Source organism: Streptomyces sp. NPDC005820 (assembly GCF_040630255.1).
Classification (GTDB): Bacteria; Actinomycetota; Actinomycetes; order Streptomycetales; family Streptomycetaceae; genus Streptomyces.
Genome location: NZ_JBEXXE010000025.1, coordinates 41,451 through 58,132, shown reverse-complemented (window position 1 = coordinate 58,132; position 16,682 = coordinate 41,451). Strand labels below are relative to the sequence as shown.

Sequence of the window (16,682 nt, the reverse complement as noted above, 5' to 3'; positions counted from 1 at the left end):
ATGACGGCCGCCCGCACCTCCTCCCCCGCCGACCGCCCCCAGCCGGGTCTGCGTGAGCGCAAGAAGATCAAGACGCGCGAGGCGATCCGCACCGCGACGTACGCACTGATCAGGGAGCAGGGGTACGACGCCACGACGATCGACCAGATCGCCGAGCGCGCCGAGGTGTCGCCGTCGACCGTCTTCCGCTACTTCCCGACCAAGGAGGACATCGTCCTCACGGACGAGTACGACCCGGTCCTCCTCGAGGAACTGCGGGCCCGCCCGGCGGACGAGCCGTGGCCGGAGAGCATCCGGTACGTGATGCGGGAGGCCGTCCGCACGGGGGTCGAGGAGGACGCGGAGGTCGCGCGGTTGCGCACCCATCTGATGGTCCAGGTACCGGCGGTGCGCTCACGGATGATGGAGAGCATGTCGGTCACCGGCCGCATGCTCTGCACCGCCATCGCCGAGCGCACCGGCCGCGACCCGGACAGCCTGGAGGTCCGCGTCTACGCCATGTCCCTGATCGGCGGCCTGATGGAGACCTCCCTGTACTGGGCGGAGAAGGGGCACCAGGACGACTTCGTGACCCTCGTCGACCGCACCCTGAGCGTCCTCGAACACGGTCTGCCCAAGGAAAACCCCTGAGCCGGGCCCGGTCCCCGCATGCCATCCTGACCGGGTGAACCCACCCGAGATCCACGTCGAAGTGGCCCCCGAGCTGGCCCTGTTCGTCCCGCACGCACGCCGGGCCGGCGCCCACCCGCTCGCCGTCGACGGCGTCTCCACCCTCGGCCATGTCGTCGAGTCCCTCGGCGTCCCGCTGACGGAGGTCGGCGCCCTCGTGGTCGACGGCCGCGAGGTCCCGGTCGCGCACATCCCGGCGGACGGCGAGCGGGTGGCGGTCCGCCCGGTCGCCCGCCCCCAGCAGGTCCCCGGCGCCCCGCTGCGCTTCCTCCTCGACGTCCACCTCGGCACCCTCGCCCGCCGGCTGCGCCTGCTCGGCGTGGACACGGCCTACGAGTCCACCGACATCGGCGACCCGGCCCTCGCCACCCGTTCCGCCGCCGAGCGGCGGGTCATGCTCAGCCGCGACCGGGGCCTGCTGCGCCGCCGCGAGCTCTGGGCCGGCGCGTACATCTACAGCACCAGCCCGGAGGACCAACTCCGCGACGTCCTCGACCGCTTCCGCCCCGCCCTCGCCCCCTGGACCCGCTGCACCGCCTGCAACGGCCTCCTGCGCCAGGCCACCAAGGACGAGGTCGCCGACCAGCTCGAACACGGCACCCACCGCTCCTACGACGTCTTCGCCCAGTGCGCCTCCTGCGGCCGCGCCTACTGGAAGGGCGCACACCACGAACAGCTGGAGGCCATCGTGGAACGCGCCCTGGCAGAATTCGCCGGCTAGCCGACTCGCCGGGGCTTCTTCAGTCACCCAGGGCAAGACGAGCACCGCTCCGGATCGGCCGCCGGGACACCACAGCGGAACTCACCCGCCGACCGACGCACGAGGGCTACCACAGTCAGCCCAAGACAAGACGAGCACCGCTCCGGATCGGCCGCCGGGACGCCACAGCGGAACTCACCCGCCGACCGACTCACGAGGGCTTCCACACTCAGCCCAAGGCAAGACGAGCACCGCTCCAGATCGGCCGCCGGGACACCACAACGGAACTCACCCGCCGACCGACGCACGAGGGCTACCTCAGCCAGCCCAGGGCAAGACGAGCACCGTCCCCGATCGGCCGTCGGGACGCCACAGCGGAGTTCGCCAGCCGGCCGACTCGCGAGGGCTTCCACACTCAGCCCAGGGCAAGACGAGTACCGCTCCGGATCGGCCGTCGGGACGCCACAGCGGAGTTCGCCGACTGGCCGGCCGACCGCAGGGGCTTCGTCAGTCGCTCAGAGCGAGGCGAAGGCGTTCCGGGTCGGTCGTCGGGGCGTCGCAGGTGAAGTTGCGGCAGACGTACGCCGTCGGCTCGCCGTCGCGCAGCGGCCGGTCGGCGAGCAACGGGAACTCCTCGCTGCCGACCGTGCCGTACGCCACGACCGCCCCGGGCGCGGCGCCGAGCAGCGCCGTACGGAGCAGGGTCTTGGCGGCCGGGTCGTCGAACTCGGCCGCCACGACGGCCACCTCGCGCGGCCCGTCCAGCAGCGCCTCCGCGGCGGCGAGCCCCCAGCCGATGAACCGGGGCACCCGCGGCCCCAGCGCCTTGACGACCCCGAGGGCCTTCTCGGCGGCGGTGCGGTGCGGCTCGGAGCCGGTGTGGGCGGCGTACCCCAGCAGCGCGCCGGCCGCGGCGGTCCAGCCGGAGGGGACGGCGTTGTCGGTCGGGTCCTGCGGCCTGCGGATCAGCCGCTCGGCGTCGGCGGCGGTGTCGTACAGGGCCCCCGACTCGGGGTCGGCGAACCGCGCGAGGACGTGGTCGAGCAGGAACCCGGCGAACTCCAGCCAGACCCCTTCCCCCGTGACCGAGGCCAGCGCGAGGAACCCCTCGGCGACATCTGCGTAGTCCTCCAGCACCCCGGCGTTGGCCCCGGCCTGCCCGTCCTTGCTGGTCCGCGAGAGCCGGGCCTGCTCGTCGAGGTGCAGCCGTACGAGGAGATCGGCGGCGCCCACGGCCGCGGCGACGAGATCGGGGCGGTCGAAGTAGGCGCCGGTCTCGGCGAGCGCGGCGATCGCGAGCCCGTTCCAGGCGGCGACGACCTTGTCGTCCCGGCCGGGCGCGGGCCGCTCGGCGCGCTTCGCCAGCAGCCGTTCCCTGATGCCGGCGACCTTCTCCGCGTCGAAGACGCTGTCCTGCTGGGGCAGCCGGAGCACGGAGGCGCCCTCCTCGAAGGTGCCTTCCTCCGTGACCCCGAAGTAGTGCATGGCGAGCCGCGCGTCCTCGGCGCCGAGCACCTCGGTCAGCTGCGCGGGCGTCCACGCGTAGTACGCGCCCTCGACATGCTTCCCGGTGCCGTCGTCGCTGTCGGCGTCGAGCGCCGAGGCGAACCCGCCCTCCCCGGTCCGCAGCTCCCGCACCATGAAGTCGGCCGTCTCCAGGGCGACACGGCGGGCGAGCTCGGAGCCGGTGGCACGCCAGAGGTGTGCATAGACCCGACACAGCAGCGCATTGTCGTACAACATCTTTTCAAAGTGCGGCACGGTCCAGTCGCGGTCGACCGAGTACCGGGCGAAACCGCCGCCGAGCTGGTCGTAGATCCCGCCCCGCGCCATCCGCTCACAGGTGTCCTGGGCCATCTGCAGCGCACCCTCGGCACCGGTACGGGCGTGATGCCGCAGCAGGAACTCGATCACCATGGACGGCGGGAACTTCGGCGCCCCGCCGAACCCACCGCGCTGCGGGTCGTACTCCCGGGTCAGCCCCAGCAGCGCCTGCGACAGCTCCTGCTCCCCCGGCGCCTTTCCGTCCCCGAAGGAGATCTCCCGCTCCGCCAGATCCCGCACGATCTTCCCGGCGACCTCCGCGACCTCCTCCCGCCGCTCGACCCAGGCCTGCCGGACCCCCTCCAGCACCTGCCGGAACGACGGCATGCCGTGCCGGGGCGCCGGCGGAAAGTACGTACCGAAGTAGAACGGCTCCGCGTCCGGCGTCAGGAACACCGTCATCGGCCACCCGCCCTGCCCGGTGGCGGCCTGCACGGCCTCCATGTAGACGGCGTCCACGTCGGGCCGCTCTTCCCGGTCGACCTTGACGCTCACGAAGTCCGCGTTGAGCCGCTCCGCGGTCCCGGGGTCCTCGAAGGACTCGTGCGCCATGACATGGCACCAGTGGCAGCTGCTGTATCCGACACTGAGCAGCACCGGCACACCGCGGCGCCGCGCCTCCTCGAACGCCTCCTCGGACCAGGGCCACCAGTCGACCGGATTGTCGGCGTGCTGGAGCAGATACGGGGACGTCTCATGAGCCAGTCGGTTCGGCATGGGGTCCATCCTGCCCCAGTACCCGGCACGGCTCGTGTCAGACGGCGTCCCAGACCGTGACCTGGAGCCGGGCCAGGCCGGCGGGCGGAGCGGTGAGGATCTTGAGGTAGACGGTACGGCCCTGGTCGGTCAGCAGACAGAAACGGCCGCCGCGCTCGGCGAGCGCGGTGTAGGTGGCGTTGCGGTCCACGCTCTCGGCGCGCTCCTCGGCCGTCGGGTCGGCGCCGGAGGCGGGCAGCGGGGCGAGGGTGGTGTTCGAGTCCGGCACGAAGAGGTCGGGGGTGCCGGTGGAGGCGCTGACGATGAGGTCCGCGCCCTTGGTGCCGGGCGGCGACACGAGCGGCGTCGTCGTGTCGAACTCCAGGTAGGAACCGGCGTTGGTGGTGTCGGCCTCGACCACCTTCGGTCCGAACAGCGGGCGGGCCGCGGTCACGCCGGCGTCGGCCGACGCGGTGGGCCGGTCCTGGCCGGCGGATCCCGTCGAGCCGGACTGCCGGTCGGCGGTGGACGCGGACCCGGTGTTCTTGGCGCCGTTGTCGTCGTCCGACGAACCCGGGCGGCCCAGGAGGAGGGTCACGACGATGCCCACGACCGGGATGACGATGCCGACGACCCACCAGGCCCAGCGGGGCTGGTGACCGGCGGGCGGGTGCGGCGGACCGGACGGCAGCCCGTTGTCCGTGCTCATGACATCCCCCGTCATCATGCTCATCGCTCGGTTGCTGCGGTCACGACAGCGAAGCCCACCACCCGATCGGAAACCCTCCGCAGCCCTCCGCCCTCTCGCGCCACGGGAGTCGTCCGCCGCACACTTGACCCGACGAACGCCGTGCCGCCGGAGGGGGACGGGACATGCGGGACAGTCACAAGGCAGAGGCCGAGCGGTTGTTGGCGCGGGCCGTGGAGGAAGAGGTACGGCGGTCGGGCGGTCAGGCCGACCGGCAGACGCTGATGACCAGGGCCCGCGGGGCACTGGACGAGATGGCGCAGACCGCCGCCGAGGAGTACGAGGCCTACGCCCGCGCCCTGGACGAACGGGACGCGGGACGGGTCAGCTTCGCCCAGCGGTACGCCAAGGAGGGCGGAGGCCGGACTCCCTTACTGGTGGCGGGAGTTGCCGCCGTGACGACCGCGGTCGCCGACCTGGCGCTCGGGACCGGACCCGGCACGGCCCTCGGGGCCGGGGTGGCGGTCGGCGTCGTGGGGGCCGCGGCGACCGTGGTGAAGGTGGCCGGCTCGCATCTGCCGGCCGCGCACCACCACGCCGGCGAGGTCGGACAGCCCGGCGGCGCCGAGCAGTTGCGGTTGCAGTGGCTGACGGCACTGGAGGTACGCGGGATCCGCCCGTTCCTGGACCAGCAGCGGGTGCTGAACGCGACCACCGGGCCCCGGCCGAAAAAGGCGCCCGGCCCGCAGTTGAAGGGCGCGGACAAGAGCGCGGCGGCGCGCGGACGGACCGTGCTGGAGCAGTCGTTCGGGCAACTGCCCGAGCCGGTGGGCCCGTTCGCGGGGCGGCGGGCGGAGCTGGCGCAGATCCGGCAGTGGGTGCAGTCGGCCCGGGCCAGCACCCAGACCAGGCCCACGGTCGTCGTTCTGCACGGCCCGCCCGGTAGCGGCCGCAGCGCGCTCGCGGTACGCGCCGCGCACGATCTGCGCGACCAGTTCCGCGGCGCCTGCGTCGTCGGTCTGCGCGGCGACAGCACGGAGGGCACCCCGCTGGCCACCCGGGACGCCCTGCTGCATCTGCTGAACCGCCTCGGCGCACCCCGGGAACAGCTTCTCTTCCGCGAGCGCTCGTCCCCCGACCAGCAGGTCAAACGCCTCGCCGACCTCTACTACCAGCACCTCACCGGCCTGCCGGTGATCGTCCTCCTGGACGACGCCCGCGACCCCGAGCAGGTGCGCACCCTCGTCCCGGAACGCTCCGACAGCCTCGTCCTGGTCACCGCCCGCGACCCGCTGGCCCTCCCCGCCGAACTGTCCGCCTGGGTCCACCGGCTGCCCGTACGAGCCCTGGAGGCGGCCGGCGCGGAGGAACTGCTGAGCGCCGCCGCCCAGGACGACTCGGGACCGTACGACGCCGAATCCGCCGACCGGATACGGGAGTTGTGCGGCGGACTGCCACTGGCGCTGCGCATCGCGGGCTCCTCGCTGGGCCCGCGCTCACCGCGCCGGCTGGCCACGGACCTCGGGGCGTACGGCCCGGTCGCACCCGTCGAGCGCGCCCTGTGGCTGCGCTACACCGACCAGCCCGAAGGCACCCGCCGGCTGCTGCGCCGGCTGGCGCTGGCCGGACGGGCCTCGCTCGGCGCCGCCGCGGCCGCCGCCCTCCTCGCCACCGACCGCCAGGACGCCACCCGGCATCTCACCGCCCTCGCGGACGCGGGCCTGGCCGACCGGGTCCGCGGCGACCGCTACCGGCTGCACGACCTGGTCCGCGCCTTCGCCCAGGCCCGGCTGCTCGACGAGGAGGAGCAGACCGAGCTCACGGCCGCCCAGGAACGCCTGATCGTCAGCTACGCCGAGCTCGCCGACTCCGTCCTGCGACTGGTCGACGGCAACATGTCGACCCGCTCGGACCGGTTCACCCCGCACGGCTTCACCTCTCTCGACGAGGCCCTGCGCTGGCTGGACGACGAGTCGAGCTTCATCACCGCGACCCTGCGCCAGGCGGAGGGCGTGCACGAGACGGCCGTCCTGAGCCTGCTCGGCGCACTGTGCGACTACTGCCTGCTGCGCGGCGACCTCTACCGCCTCGGTGAGATCAGCGAGCTGGCCCAGTCGGTCGGCCAGGACCTGCTGGTGCGGTCCGTGCAGTGGCGCACCGGCATCGCGGCCCGGCAGCTCGGCGAGCTCGACAAGGCCCGTACCACCCTGGCCTCGGTCGTCGACCTCTACCTCCAGGCCCATCACGACGCGGGCGCGGCCCGAGCCCTGTGCTCCCTGGGCATCACCCTGCACCACCAGGGCAGCCTCACCGAGGCGGCGGCGAAGCTGCGGGAGGCGATGGACCTGCAGGCCGCACCCGAGCTGGCGACGGACCGCGCCTGGACCATGCACGCCCTGGCCGCGGTGGAACGGGACCGCGCCCGCCTCGGCGAGGCCCTGGACCTGCTGACCCGCTCGCTGGTGCTCCACCGCGAGGGCGGTTCCGTGCACGGCGAGGCCTGGGCCCACTTCCAGCTCGGCCAGCTCAACCTGCGCCGCGGCGACGTCCGCGCCGCGGAGGCCGACCTCAACCGCGCCCTCGGCCTGTACGGCCGCACCCACGACGAGCGCGGCGAGGCCTGGGCGCTGACCCAGCTGGCCCGGGCCCGCATGATCGCCGGCGATCCGTCGCCCGCGGTGGAGGGCCTGCGCGCGGCGGCGGCCCGGCACCGCGGCAACGAGGACGCCCGCGGCGAGGCCTGGACCGTGTACTACCTGGGCCTCGCCCTGGAGGAGACCGGTGACCTGGACGCCTCCGTGCGCGAACTGGAACGCTCGCGCTCCCTGTTCTCCCGGATGCGTGACGTCTACGGCCTGGCCTGTGCCCGCCATCACTCGGCGCGGGTCACCCGGGACCAGCGGGCCGCCCAGACCGGCTCCCTGCGCAACTCCGGTTTCGCCCGGCAGCTCCTCGTCGACGCCCGCGCCGACTTCCAGCGCATCGGCGTCTCCCACGGCGAGGCGTGGACCTGCCTGGAGCTCGCGATCATCGAGGCGGGCAACGAACGCACCCAGCAAGCCCTGGCCCTGTGCGACGAGGCGGCGGGCCTGTTCTCCTCCTACGGCGACCGCCGCGGCGAGGACTGGGCCCGCTTCCTGCGCTGCACCCTCCTGCCGTACGGCGCACCGGGCGGCGTGGAGGTCGGCACGGCCGTGGCCCAGGAGGAGCTGGCCCAGCTGTCCCGCACCGCCCACCCCCTGCGGGACGCCAAGCTGTCCGAGTCCCTCGCCGCCTACGCCGTCCTCCTGGAACGCGGCATACGCCTGGAGACGGGCTGGCAGGCCTGGCGCCTCGGGCTGGTGCCGGGCCGGCACGAGCGGGAGGTGATGGGGGTGGCGGTGAACCCGCCGGACGGCGCCCGCTAGGCAGGGCGGGGGTGCGGGCTCAGGAACGGGACCGTGCCCTCTCCTGAGCCCGAGCACCCGGCCGGGTCTCTCAGCCCTTGGCCGGGGAGGCCTTGCCCGTCGAGCCCGTCGAGCCCGTCGAGCCCGTCGAGCCGGCCGCGGGGGACGCGGAGGAGGTCTCCTCGCCGCCCGGGGCCTCCTCGAAGTCGACCTTGCCCATGTGCTTGTTCATCGACTTCATCAGGGCCCACACCGCCACCGCCATGGCCGCGAACACGATGAAGCCGAGGACACCGGGGGTGACCTTGTTCTCGTCGACCTCCTTGGCGAGGGGGACGAGATGCGTCATTGCCAGGCTCACGCTTGCGCTCATGTCAGGCATTGTCCCGGACGCCCGCAAAGAGGTCGTCCTCGGGGATGGACGTATCGACGAGAGCCTTCGCGAGCTCGTACTCCTCGGTCGGCCAGACCTCCTTCTGGATCTCCATCGGCACCCGGAACCAGCCGCCGTCGGGATCGATCTGCGTGGCGTGGGCGATCAGCGCCTTGTCCCGGATCTCGAAGAACTCGGCGCACGGGATGTGCGTGGTGAGCGTGCGCTCCTTCACCGCGAACTCCTCCCAGCGCTTGAGCCACTCCCCGTAGGGCGACTCCAGGCCGCGGTCGAGCATCGCCTGGTGCAGCGCCTCGGTGCGGGGACGGTTGAAGCCCTGGTTGTAGTACATCTTCAGCGGCCGGTACGCGGGCCCGAACTCGTCCTCGGGGTACTTCTCGGCGTCGTCCGCGCCCTCGAACGCCACCATCGAGATCTTGTGGGTCATGATGTGGTCGGGGTGCGGATAGCCGCCGTTCTCGTCGTAGGTGGTGATCACCTGGGGGCGGAAGGAGCGGATCTGCCTCACGAGCTCGCCGGCCGCCTTGTCGACGTCCTCGAGGGCGAAGCAGCCCTCGGGCAGCGGCGGCAGCGGGTCGCCCTCGGGCAGGCCGGAGTCGACGAAGCCGAGCCACTCCTGCTTGATGCCGAGGATCTCGCGGGCCTCGTCCATCTCCTTCTTGCGTACCTCGTGGATGTGCTCCTCGATGTACTTGTCGCCCTGCAGCTTGGGATTGAGGATGGAGCCACGCTCCCCGCCCGTGCAGGTCACCACCAGCACGTCCACCCCCTCGGACACATACTTGGCCATGGTGGCCGCGCCCTTGCTCGACTCGTCGTCGGGGTGCGCGTGCACGGCCATCAGTCGCAGCTGGTCAGTCAAGACTCAATCCTCGGTAAGTCGGCGCCCATGTGAGCCGGCGCGATCGCAGGCTTCTATAGTGACCGAATCGGGGAGCGAATAATTCCAGGGCCCTTGGCCCGCCGAGAGGACGATCATGAGTACGGCGAGCACCCGAGTGCCCGAGGGCCGCTACGGCCGTACCTCGGACGAACGGGCCGACCGCACCCTGAAGATCGTGGGCGCCGTGCTCGGCGGGGTCCTGCTCGTGATCGTCGGTTTCTTCGCCTACCACTATGTCGGCCAGAACAAGATCAGCGCCGAGGTGATCACCTTCAAGGCGACCTCGGACGACGCGGTCGAGGTGCACCTGGAGGTCCGCAAGGACGCGGGTGCGAGCGGCTACTGCACGGTGCGCTCCCAGTCGGCCGACGGCGCCGAGGTGGGCCGCGCGGACTTCCGCTTCTCCGGGTCGGACACCCGGATCGACAGGGTGGTCACGCTCCGCACGACAGCCAAGGGCACCACGGCCGAGCTCCTGGGCTGTCACGCCGACTGAGGCACCCCCTGTCCTCCGCATTACGTACACGCTGACCTGCGTTGACGTAATTCTGGTGGCTTATGTCCTCCCCCTTTGCCCGCGGAATTGTTAGGCTCGTGGTTTCGCCCATCCCCTGAGGAACATGCTTGAGGGTAGGGCGATGCTTTGTATTCCCAGTACCGACGAGGAGCACCTGTGACCCAGACCAGCGAGTCCGTCACCTGGCTTACCCAGGAGGCGTACAACAAGCTCAAGGAAGAGCTTGAGCACCTTACTGGTCCTGCGCGCACGGAGATCGCCGCCAAGATCGCGGCCGCGCGCGAGGAGGGCGACCTGCGCGAGAACGGCGGGTACCACGCGGCCAAGGAGGAGCAGGGCAAGCAGGAGCTCCGCGTGCGCCAGCTGACCCAGCTCCTTGAGAACGCCAAGGTCGGCGAGGCTCCGGCCTCCGCGGACGGTGCCGTGGCGCCCGGCATGGTCGTGACGATCGCCTTCGACGGTGACGAGGACGACACCATGACGTTCCTCCTCGCCTCGCGCGAGTACGCGAGCTCCGACATCGAGACCTACTCGCCGCAGTCCCCGCTGGGCACCGGCGTGATCGGTCACAAGGTCGGCGAGGACGCGGAGTACGAACTGCCGAACGGCAAGAAGGCCTCCGTGCGCATCCTCAAGGCCGAGCCCTACAGCGGCTGAGCCACCTCCTTCTCCTGACGAGCCCCTGGCGCCCGAGCGGCCGGGGGCTTCGCCATGTCCGGGTACGAGATCCGGCGGTCAGGCCGTCGCCGAGCGGTACTTGCGCACCGCCAGCGTGCGGAAGATCAGGACGATCAACACCGAGTAGATCAGCGAGGCCCAGACCGGATGCTGCATGGGCCAGGCGTCGGAGGGTGACTGTCCGGGGTTGGCGAACAGCACCCGGCAGGCCTGGACGGTCGCGCTGAAGGGGTTCCACTCGGCGATGTGCCGCAGCCAGGGCGTCATGTTGCTGGTGTCGACGAACGCGTTGGATATGAAGGTCACCGGGAAGAGCCAGATCAGCCCGCCGGAGGTGGCCGCCTCCGGGGTGCGGACGCTCAGGCCTATCAGGGCGCCGATCCAGGTGAACGCATAGCCGAGCAGAAGCAGCAGACCGAAGGCGGCCAGGACCCGTCCGGCGTTGGTGGAGCCGTCGGAGCCGGGGCGCCAGCCCACCAGGAGCGCGACGACCGCCAGGACGAGCAGGGTGAGCGCGGTCTGCACGAGGTCGGCGAGGGTCCGCCCGGTGAGAACCGCACCGCGCGCCATGGGCAGGGAGCGGAAGCGGTCTATCAGGCCCTTGTGCATGTCGTCGGCGATCCCGGCGCCGGCCCCCGCGGTGGCGAAGGTCACGGTCTGCGCGAAGATCCCCGCCATCAGGAAGTTCTTGTAGTCGGTGGCGCTGGTGCTGCCGCCGATCCGCATGGACCCCCCGAAGACATAGGTGAACAGCACCACGAACATAATGGGCTGAATTAGACCAAAAATAACCATTTCCGGAATCCGTGACATCCGGATCAAGTTGCGTTTTGCAACGACCAGGGAGTCTCGGACGGACTGACCCATGGGGTGGGTGGGGGCCGCCCCCCGCACGGTGCCGGTGACGGCGGTCATACTGTGGCCTCCTCGTCCTTCTGCCTGCCCTTGCTCCTGTCCTGGCCCTGCTCGTCGCCGTTCCCCTCGGCCTTCATCTCGGCGACGTGTCCGGTCAGGGACAGGAAGACGTCGTCGAGGGTCGGGCGGCGCAGACCTATGTCGTCCATCTCTATGCCGCGGCCGTCCAGTTCTCGGATGACCTCGGCGAGGAGCTTCGCGCCGCCGGTGACGGGCACGGTGAGGCAGCGGGTGTGCTCCTCGACGGTGGTCTCGCCCTTGCCGAAGCCGGCGAGCACCTCGCGGGCGAGGGGGATCTGCTCGCGTTCGTGGACCACGACCTCGATGCGCTCGCCGCCGGTGCGGGCCTTGAGCTGGTCGGAGGTGCCGCGGGCGATGACCTTGCCGTGGTCGACGACCGCGATGTCATGGGCGAGGTGGTCGGCCTCCTCCAGATACTGGGTGGTGAGCAGCAGTGTCGTACCGCCGGAGACGAGGCGCTTGATCACGTCCCACAGGAGTTGGCGGTTGCGGGGGTCGAGGCCGGTCGTCGGCTCGTCCATGAACATGACCGGTGGGGAGACCACCAGCGCCGCGGCCAGGTCGAGCCGGCGGCGCATGCCTCCGGAGTAGGTCTTGGCCGTGCGGTCGGCGGCCTCGGTGAGGTCGAACTGCTCCAGCAGCTCCTCGGCGCGGGCCTTCGCGGCCCTCGCCCTCATCTGGTAGAGCTGTCCGACCATCTGGAGGTTCTCGCGGCCGGTGAGGTATTCGTCGACCGCCGCGAACTGGCCGGACAGGCCGATCGAGCGGCGCACCTCGTTGGGGTGCTTGAGCACGTCGAGGCCGGCGACCTCCAGCCGCCCGCTGTCGGGGCGCAGGAGGGTGGTCAGGCAGCGGACCGCGGTGGTCTTGCCCGCGCCGTTCGGCCCGAGCAGGCCGAGGACGGTGCCCTCCGGGACGTCCAGGTCGACGCCGTCCAGAGCCCTTACGTCACCGAAGGTCTTGACCAGGCCTTCGGCATAGATGGCGCCTGGCATAAAAGTTCTCCACGTCTTCGGGGATTCCTTCGAAAAGCCGGGGTTTGCGCTGTTCGGACGCCCGACGGGCGACCGCCCATCCACCATAACGCGATGTATCGCGACTCACAATGGAGTTCGCTCGTGTGAGTGAGCGAATAGCCTCCGACCTGCACGTTCACCGGTTTCCCGGCGGCCGTGGCGGGTCAGACGACGACCGTGTACCCCGCGTCGCGCAGAGCCTGGCCGACCTCGGCGCAGTGCGCCGGCCCCTTCGTCTCCAGGTGCAGCTCGACCTCCGCCTCGGTCAGCCCGAGCCTCGGATCGGTCCGCACATGGCTCACGTCCAGAACGTTAGCGTCGACCACTGACAACACCCCCAGCAGCGTCGCGAGCGCGCCCGGCCGGTCCGTCAGCCGCACGCTGACCGCCAGGTAGCGGCCCTGCGCGGCCATGCCGTGCCGCAGCACGCGCTGCATCAGCACCGGGTCGACGTTGCCCCCGGACACCACCGCGACCACCGGGCCCGCGAACGCGCCGGGCTCGCTCAGCAGCGCCGCGACCGGACTCGCCCCCGCCGGTTCGACGACCAGCTTGGCCCGCTCCAGGCAGAGCAGCAGCGCGGCGGACAACTCGCCCTCCGACACCGTGCGCACCTCGTCCACCAGCGCGCCGACGATCCCGAACGGCACGTCACCGGGCCGGCCGACCTTGATCCCGTCGGCCATCGTCGCCGGCGCCTCGATCGACACCGGCCGCCCGGCCGCCAGCGAGGGCGGATACGCCGCCGCCCCCTCCGCCTGCACACCCACGATCCGCACGTCCGGCCGCAGCGACTTCACCGCGACCGCGATTCCCGCCGCGAGCCCCCCGCCGCCCATCCCGACGACGACCGTGCCCACCTCCGGACACTGCTCCAGGATCTCCAGGCCGACCGTGCCCTGGCCCGCGATCACATCGGCGTGGTCGAAGGGATGGATGAACACCGCGCCCGTCCGCTCCGCGTACTCCTGCGCGGCGGCCAGCGTCTCGTCGACCACCTGACCGTGCAGGCGCACCTCCGCGCCGTACTCCCGGGTCGCGCTGATCTTGGGCAGCGGGGCGCCCTTGGGCATGAACACCGTGGAGCGCACGCCCAGCAGCGACGACGCCAGCGCCACGCCCTGCGCGTGGTTGCCGGCGCTCGCCGCGACCACCCCGGCGGCCCGCTCCTCCGGCAGCAGCCCCGCGATCCGCACATACGCGCCGCGCAGCTTGAAGGATCCGGTCCGCTGGAGGTTCTCGCACTTGAGGTGCACCGGCGCCCCGACGAGCTGGGACAGATGCCTGCTGCCCTCCATCGCCGTCATGCGCGCCACCCCCGAAAGCATCTTCTGGGCGCCGCGCACATCGTCGAGGGTGACGGGCCGAAAGGAGTCAGCCGTGCCATAGCTCATGACATCAGCATCGCAGTTCACAGGCGGGAACGGCCGCTGTGACCAACCACCGAGACTGGTTTGCGCAGCCCCGGTACGACCCGGCTTCCGGCCGCGTACTCTGTCCCCCATTCCTGCCAGCACCCCCTTCATGAAGTGAGCCCCCGGCCATGCCCACAACACCAGAAATGTCGATGGACATGACGACCGTCGGTGACACCGGTCTTCTCGACACGCTGCAGCACGAGGTCGCGGTCTTCGCACGCCGGGCCGAACAGACCCGCCTGGGCGGCGTCGGCCAGGTGCGCAACTCCATGGACCGCGCCGCGTACCTGCTGCTCAACCGTCTCGACAAAGAAGGCCCGATGGGCGTCAAGGCGCTCGCGGCGAGCATGGGGATCGACTCGTCGACCGTCACCCGGCAGGTGGCTCCCCTCGTCGACACCGGCCTGGTCAAGCGGACCTCGCACCCCGAGGACGGGCGGGCCGTGGTGCTCCAGCTGTCCCCGCGCGGGCAGTCGCGACTGGAGGAAGTACGGTCCTCCCGGCGGCAGTTGATGGCCGAGCTGACCGAGGACTGGGCCCCGGAGGAGCGGGAGGCGTTCTGCTCCCTGCTCACCCGCTTCAACGTCGCCCTGTCCTCCCGGATGGCCGTCCAGGGCGTACCGGGCGCGGAGCCGGCACCGGCCGCTTCCTGAGGCCCCGGGCACGCACGCGTGCAGGGCGGTTTCCCGCCGGGGTGCGTGGTTCTCGTACGCGATATGCATACGGCGCGTGCGCGGCTCTTGACCGAAAGCCCACCCCTGGCCTCATATGAGACCGGGTCCCTCCGCGCCGTACGTGGTGCCGCACCCGTACTCCGCCGGGATCCGTTTCCAGGGGGTCGCCGGCAGGCGGGAGGCTCGGGGTGCGAGCGAGGCGTACGGTCCAGGAAGCGCGCCGGGTCCGGGAGTTCGAGGCGTTCCTGGCCGGGGCGGGCGGACGGCTGCTGCGGACCGCCACCCTGCTCACCGCGGAGACGGCGGAGGAGAACCCCCGCGCGCGGCGCCTGCTGACCCACGCCCTCGCGCACACGTACGCGTGCTGGGACCGGCTGCGCGGCGAGGATCCGTACAACCACGCGCGGGAGTGCCTGGCCGTCCGCTTCGCGCGCGGTGCATGGCACCGGTACCTCGTGCTGCCGTTCGGTCCGGCCCGCGCGCGGCCCGCCGGCCCACTGGCCGTGCTCTCCCCTCAGCACCGGCTCGTCCTGGTCCTCCGGCTGCACGAGGGGGTCGCCGAGGAGCAGGTGGCGGCGCTGCTCGGGCTGCCCGCGGAACGGGTCCACCTGATCTGCGACCGGGCCACCGCGGCCCTGCTGCATCCGCCGCGCGGACCGGCTCCCGCGCGCGTGAGCGCGAAGACGGCCACCCCGTCGTGAACCGGCCCGAACGGGAGGCCGCCGTACGGCAGATGATGGAGCGGACCGCACCGGAGGTCCCGGCCGATCTCCCCGCGGACGTGTTCCGGCTGGGCAGCCGCATGCTGCGGCGCCGGACGATCGCCCTGTGGCTGCTGTGGCTGCTGCTGTTCGCGGCGACCGTGGCCTTCGTGGTCTGGGCCGTCACGGCCCGCCCCTGGGTGGAGCCGCCCTCGGAGACGACTCCACCGGTCAGCGGCTGGTGACCACCTCGCGGGATGCCTCGCGGGATGCCTCGCCGGGGGCGAGGCTTCGCGGGGCTAGCCCAGGGCCTGCTGCAGGTCCTCGAGCAGGTCCTCGACGTTCTCGATGCCCACGGAGAGCCGGACCAGGTCGGCGGGCACCTCCAGGGCCGAGCCCGCCACCGAGGCGTGCGTCATACGGCCCGGGTGCTCGATGAGGGACTCGACGCCGCCCAGGGACTCGCCGAGCGTGAACACCTTGGCGCGGTTGCAGACCTCGACGGCCGCCTCCTCGCCGCCGGTGACACGGAAGGAGATCATGCCTCCGAAGGACCGCATCTGCTTGGCCGCGACCTCGTGACCGGGGTGCTCGGGCAGGCCCGGGTAGAGCACCTGCGTCACGCGCGCGTGGCGGGTCAGCATGTCGGCGACCTTGGTGGCGTTCTCGCTGTGCCGGTCCATGCGCACCGACAGCGTCTTGGTGCCGCGCAGCACCAGCCAGGAGTCGAAGGGCCCGGCGACCGCGCCCATCGCGTTCTGGTGGAACGCCAGCTCCTCGCCGAGCGTCTCGTCGGCGGTGATCAGCGCGCCGCCGACGACGTCGGAGTGGCCGCCCATGTACTTGGTCAGGGAGTGCACCACGACGTCCGCGCCGAGCGACAGCGGCTGCTGCAGGTACGGCGTGGCGAAGGTGTTGTCGACGACGAGCCTCGCGCCCGCGTCCCGGGCGATCTGGGCGACGGCCGCGATGTCGGTGATGCCGAGCAGCGGGTTGGAGGGGGTCTCCACCCACACGGCCTTGGTCTTCGGGGTGATCGCGGCCCGTACGGAGGAGGGGTCGCTGGTGTCGGCGACCGACCACTCCACGCCCCAGCGGGCGACGACCTTGGCGAAGAGACGGAAGGTGCCGCCGTACGCGTCGTTGGGGATGACCACGTGGTCGCCGGGGCTGAGCAGCGTACGCAACAGGCAGTCCTCGGCCGCCAGTCCGGAAGCGAACGCAAGTCCTCGGCGGCCGCCCTCGAGGGCCGCGAGGTTCTCCTCCAGGGCGGTGCGGGTCGGGTTGGCGCTGCGGCTGTACTCGTAGCCGCCGCGCAGGCCGCCGACGCCGTCCTGCTTGTAGGTCGAGACCTGGTAGATCGGCGGGACGACCGCGCCGGTGAGGGGATCGGCGGTGTTGCCCGCGTGGATCGCGAGGGTCTCGAAGTGCTGACTGATGTGCCTGTCGCTCATGGGCATCGAGCGTAGTGCGCTCGCGGGGCTGCTGCCGGACAGCCGCCC

At 71.7% G+C, this 16,682-nt stretch carries 16 protein-coding genes; 8 read left to right on the top strand and 8 right to left on the bottom strand.

The features are described 5' to 3' along the window. Positions 1-630: a TetR family transcriptional regulator gene (locus tag ABZ464_RS28880; protein WP_359281241.1), complete on the top strand. Its 630-nt coding sequence runs from the start codon at positions 1-3 to the stop codon at positions 628-630. A gap of 34 nt (positions 631-664) precedes the next feature. Continuing rightward, positions 665-1,390 carry a Mut7-C RNAse domain-containing protein gene (locus tag ABZ464_RS28875; RefSeq protein WP_359281238.1) on the top strand — a complete coding sequence of 242 codons (726 nt, stop codon included), beginning with the start codon at positions 665-667 and terminating at the stop codon, positions 1,388-1,390. 486 nt (positions 1,391-1,876) lie between these two features. Here the strand turns inward: ABZ464_RS28875 and ABZ464_RS28870 are convergent, their stop codons facing one another. Both ABZ464_RS28870 and ABZ464_RS28865 read right to left on the bottom strand, forming a co-directional pair. Next, on the bottom strand, positions 1,877-3,910 hold the full coding sequence (locus ABZ464_RS28870; RefSeq protein WP_359281236.1) for a thioredoxin domain-containing protein: 2,034 nt from the start codon (positions 3,908-3,910) through the stop codon (positions 1,877-1,879). 37 nt (positions 3,911-3,947) lie between these two features. Further along, positions 3,948-4,598, bottom strand: coding sequence for a hypothetical protein (locus ABZ464_RS28865; RefSeq protein ID WP_359281234.1), 651 nt, complete (start codon positions 4,596-4,598; stop codon positions 3,948-3,950). 164 nt (positions 4,599-4,762) lie between these two features. Between ABZ464_RS28865 and ABZ464_RS28860 the strand changes: the two genes are divergently transcribed. Next, complete coding sequence (locus ABZ464_RS28860; RefSeq protein ID WP_359281231.1) at positions 4,763-7,984, top strand: tetratricopeptide repeat protein; 3,222 nt, start codon at positions 4,763-4,765, stop codon at positions 7,982-7,984. A gap of 70 nt (positions 7,985-8,054) precedes the next feature. Here ABZ464_RS28860 and ABZ464_RS28855 read toward each other — a convergent pair whose 3' ends face one another. After that, on the bottom strand, positions 8,055-8,345 hold the full coding sequence (locus ABZ464_RS28855) for a hypothetical protein (RefSeq protein WP_359281229.1): 291 nt from the start codon (positions 8,343-8,345) through the stop codon (positions 8,055-8,057). Continuing rightward, positions 8,338-9,219 carry a mycothiol conjugate amidase Mca gene (gene mca, locus ABZ464_RS28850; RefSeq protein WP_359281227.1) on the bottom strand — a complete coding sequence of 294 codons (882 nt, stop codon included), beginning with the start codon at positions 9,217-9,219 and terminating at the stop codon, positions 8,338-8,340. Before mca ends, ABZ464_RS28855 begins: the two co-directional genes overlap by 8 nt. A 115-nt stretch (positions 9,220-9,334) precedes the next feature. Between mca and ABZ464_RS28845 the strand changes: the two genes are divergently transcribed. Together ABZ464_RS28845 and greA are read left to right on the top strand one after the other, a co-directional pair. Beyond that, positions 9,335-9,736 (top strand): DUF4307 domain-containing protein, encoded by a 402-nt coding sequence (locus ABZ464_RS28845; protein WP_359281225.1) that lies wholly within the window; start codon positions 9,335-9,337, stop codon positions 9,734-9,736. A gap of 177 nt (positions 9,737-9,913) precedes the next feature. Continuing rightward, a complete protein-coding gene (greA, locus tag ABZ464_RS28840; protein WP_067248623.1) occupies positions 9,914-10,414 on the top strand; it encodes a transcription elongation factor GreA in 501 nt (166 codons plus the stop codon). A 78-nt stretch (positions 10,415-10,492) separates the two neighbouring features. Here the strand turns inward: greA and ABZ464_RS28835 are convergent, their stop codons facing one another. The 3 genes from ABZ464_RS28835 to ilvA all read right to left on the bottom strand — a co-directional run bounded on the left by ABZ464_RS28835 (position 10,493) and on the right by ilvA (position 13,781). Further along, positions 10,493-11,350 (bottom strand): ABC transporter permease, encoded by an 858-nt coding sequence (locus ABZ464_RS28835; RefSeq protein ID WP_359281221.1) that lies wholly within the window; start codon positions 11,348-11,350, stop codon positions 10,493-10,495. Beyond that, a complete protein-coding gene (locus tag ABZ464_RS28830; protein ID WP_359281218.1) occupies positions 11,347-12,366 on the bottom strand; it encodes an ATP-binding cassette domain-containing protein in 1,020 nt (339 codons plus the stop codon). The genes ABZ464_RS28835 and ABZ464_RS28830 overlap by 4 nt, the downstream gene beginning before the upstream one ends. Before the next feature lie 185 nt (positions 12,367-12,551). Beyond that, complete coding sequence (ilvA, locus tag ABZ464_RS28825; RefSeq protein ID WP_359281216.1) at positions 12,552-13,781, bottom strand: threonine ammonia-lyase; 1,230 nt, start codon at positions 13,779-13,781, stop codon at positions 12,552-12,554. 167 nt (positions 13,782-13,948) lie between these two features. Here ilvA and ABZ464_RS28820 point away from each other — a divergent pair, with 167 nt between their 5' ends. The 3 genes from ABZ464_RS28820 to ABZ464_RS28810 all read left to right on the top strand — a co-directional run bounded on the left by ABZ464_RS28820 (position 13,949) and on the right by ABZ464_RS28810 (position 15,425). Next, entirely contained in the window at positions 13,949-14,458 is a 510-nt protein-coding gene (locus tag ABZ464_RS28820; RefSeq protein ID WP_359281483.1) for a MarR family transcriptional regulator, read from the top strand. A 209-nt stretch (positions 14,459-14,667) separates the two neighbouring features. Beyond that, positions 14,668-15,180 carry a sigma factor-like helix-turn-helix DNA-binding protein gene (locus ABZ464_RS28815; protein WP_359281215.1) on the top strand — a complete coding sequence of 171 codons (513 nt, stop codon included), beginning with the start codon at positions 14,668-14,670 and terminating at the stop codon, positions 15,178-15,180. Beyond that, positions 15,177-15,425 (top strand): hypothetical protein, encoded by a 249-nt coding sequence (locus tag ABZ464_RS28810; protein ID WP_359281213.1) that lies wholly within the window; start codon positions 15,177-15,179, stop codon positions 15,423-15,425. The genes ABZ464_RS28815 and ABZ464_RS28810 overlap by 4 nt, the downstream gene beginning before the upstream one ends. 54 nt (positions 15,426-15,479) lie before the next feature. Here the strand turns inward: ABZ464_RS28810 and ABZ464_RS28805 are convergent, their stop codons facing one another. Then, the gene (locus tag ABZ464_RS28805; RefSeq protein WP_359281211.1) at positions 15,480-16,634 is read right to left on the bottom strand and encodes a cystathionine gamma-synthase; all 1,155 of its coding nucleotides are present in this window, start codon (positions 16,632-16,634) and stop codon (positions 15,480-15,482) included. Positions 16,635-16,682: the final 48 nt, after the last annotated feature.

What these genes read in the sequence shown, in the direction of transcription:
- ABZ464_RS28880 (WP_359281241.1), top strand. Translation starts at nt 1, where the DNA reads ATGACGGCCGCCCGCACCTCCTCCCCCGCCGACCGCCCCCAGCCGGGT.
- ABZ464_RS28870 (WP_359281236.1), bottom strand. Translation starts at nt 3,910, where the DNA reads ATGCCGAACCGACTGGCTCATGAGACGTCCCCGTATCTGCTCCAGCAC.
- ABZ464_RS28865 (WP_359281234.1), bottom strand. Translation starts at nt 4,598, where the DNA reads ATGAGCACGGACAACGGGCTGCCGTCCGGTCCGCCGCACCCGCCCGCC.
- ABZ464_RS28860 (WP_359281231.1), top strand. Translation starts at nt 4,763, where the DNA reads ATGCGGGACAGTCACAAGGCAGAGGCCGAGCGGTTGTTGGCGCGGGCC.
- ABZ464_RS28855 (WP_359281229.1), bottom strand. Translation starts at nt 8,345, where the DNA reads ATGCCTGACATGAGCGCAAGCGTGAGCCTGGCAATGACGCATCTCGTC.
- ABZ464_RS28845 (WP_359281225.1), top strand. Translation starts at nt 9,335, where the DNA reads ATGAGTACGGCGAGCACCCGAGTGCCCGAGGGCCGCTACGGCCGTACC.
- ABZ464_RS28835 (WP_359281221.1), bottom strand. Translation starts at nt 11,350, where the DNA reads ATGACCGCCGTCACCGGCACCGTGCGGGGGGCGGCCCCCACCCACCCC.
- ABZ464_RS28830 (WP_359281218.1), bottom strand. Translation starts at nt 12,366, where the DNA reads ATGCCAGGCGCCATCTATGCCGAAGGCCTGGTCAAGACCTTCGGTGAC.
- ilvA (WP_359281216.1), bottom strand. Translation starts at nt 13,781, where the DNA reads ATGAGCTATGGCACGGCTGACTCCTTTCGGCCCGTCACCCTCGACGAT.
- ABZ464_RS28820 (WP_359281483.1), top strand. Translation starts at nt 13,949, where the DNA reads ATGTCGATGGACATGACGACCGTCGGTGACACCGGTCTTCTCGACACG.
- ABZ464_RS28805 (WP_359281211.1), bottom strand. Translation starts at nt 16,634, where the DNA reads ATGAGCGACAGGCACATCAGTCAGCACTTCGAGACCCTCGCGATCCAC.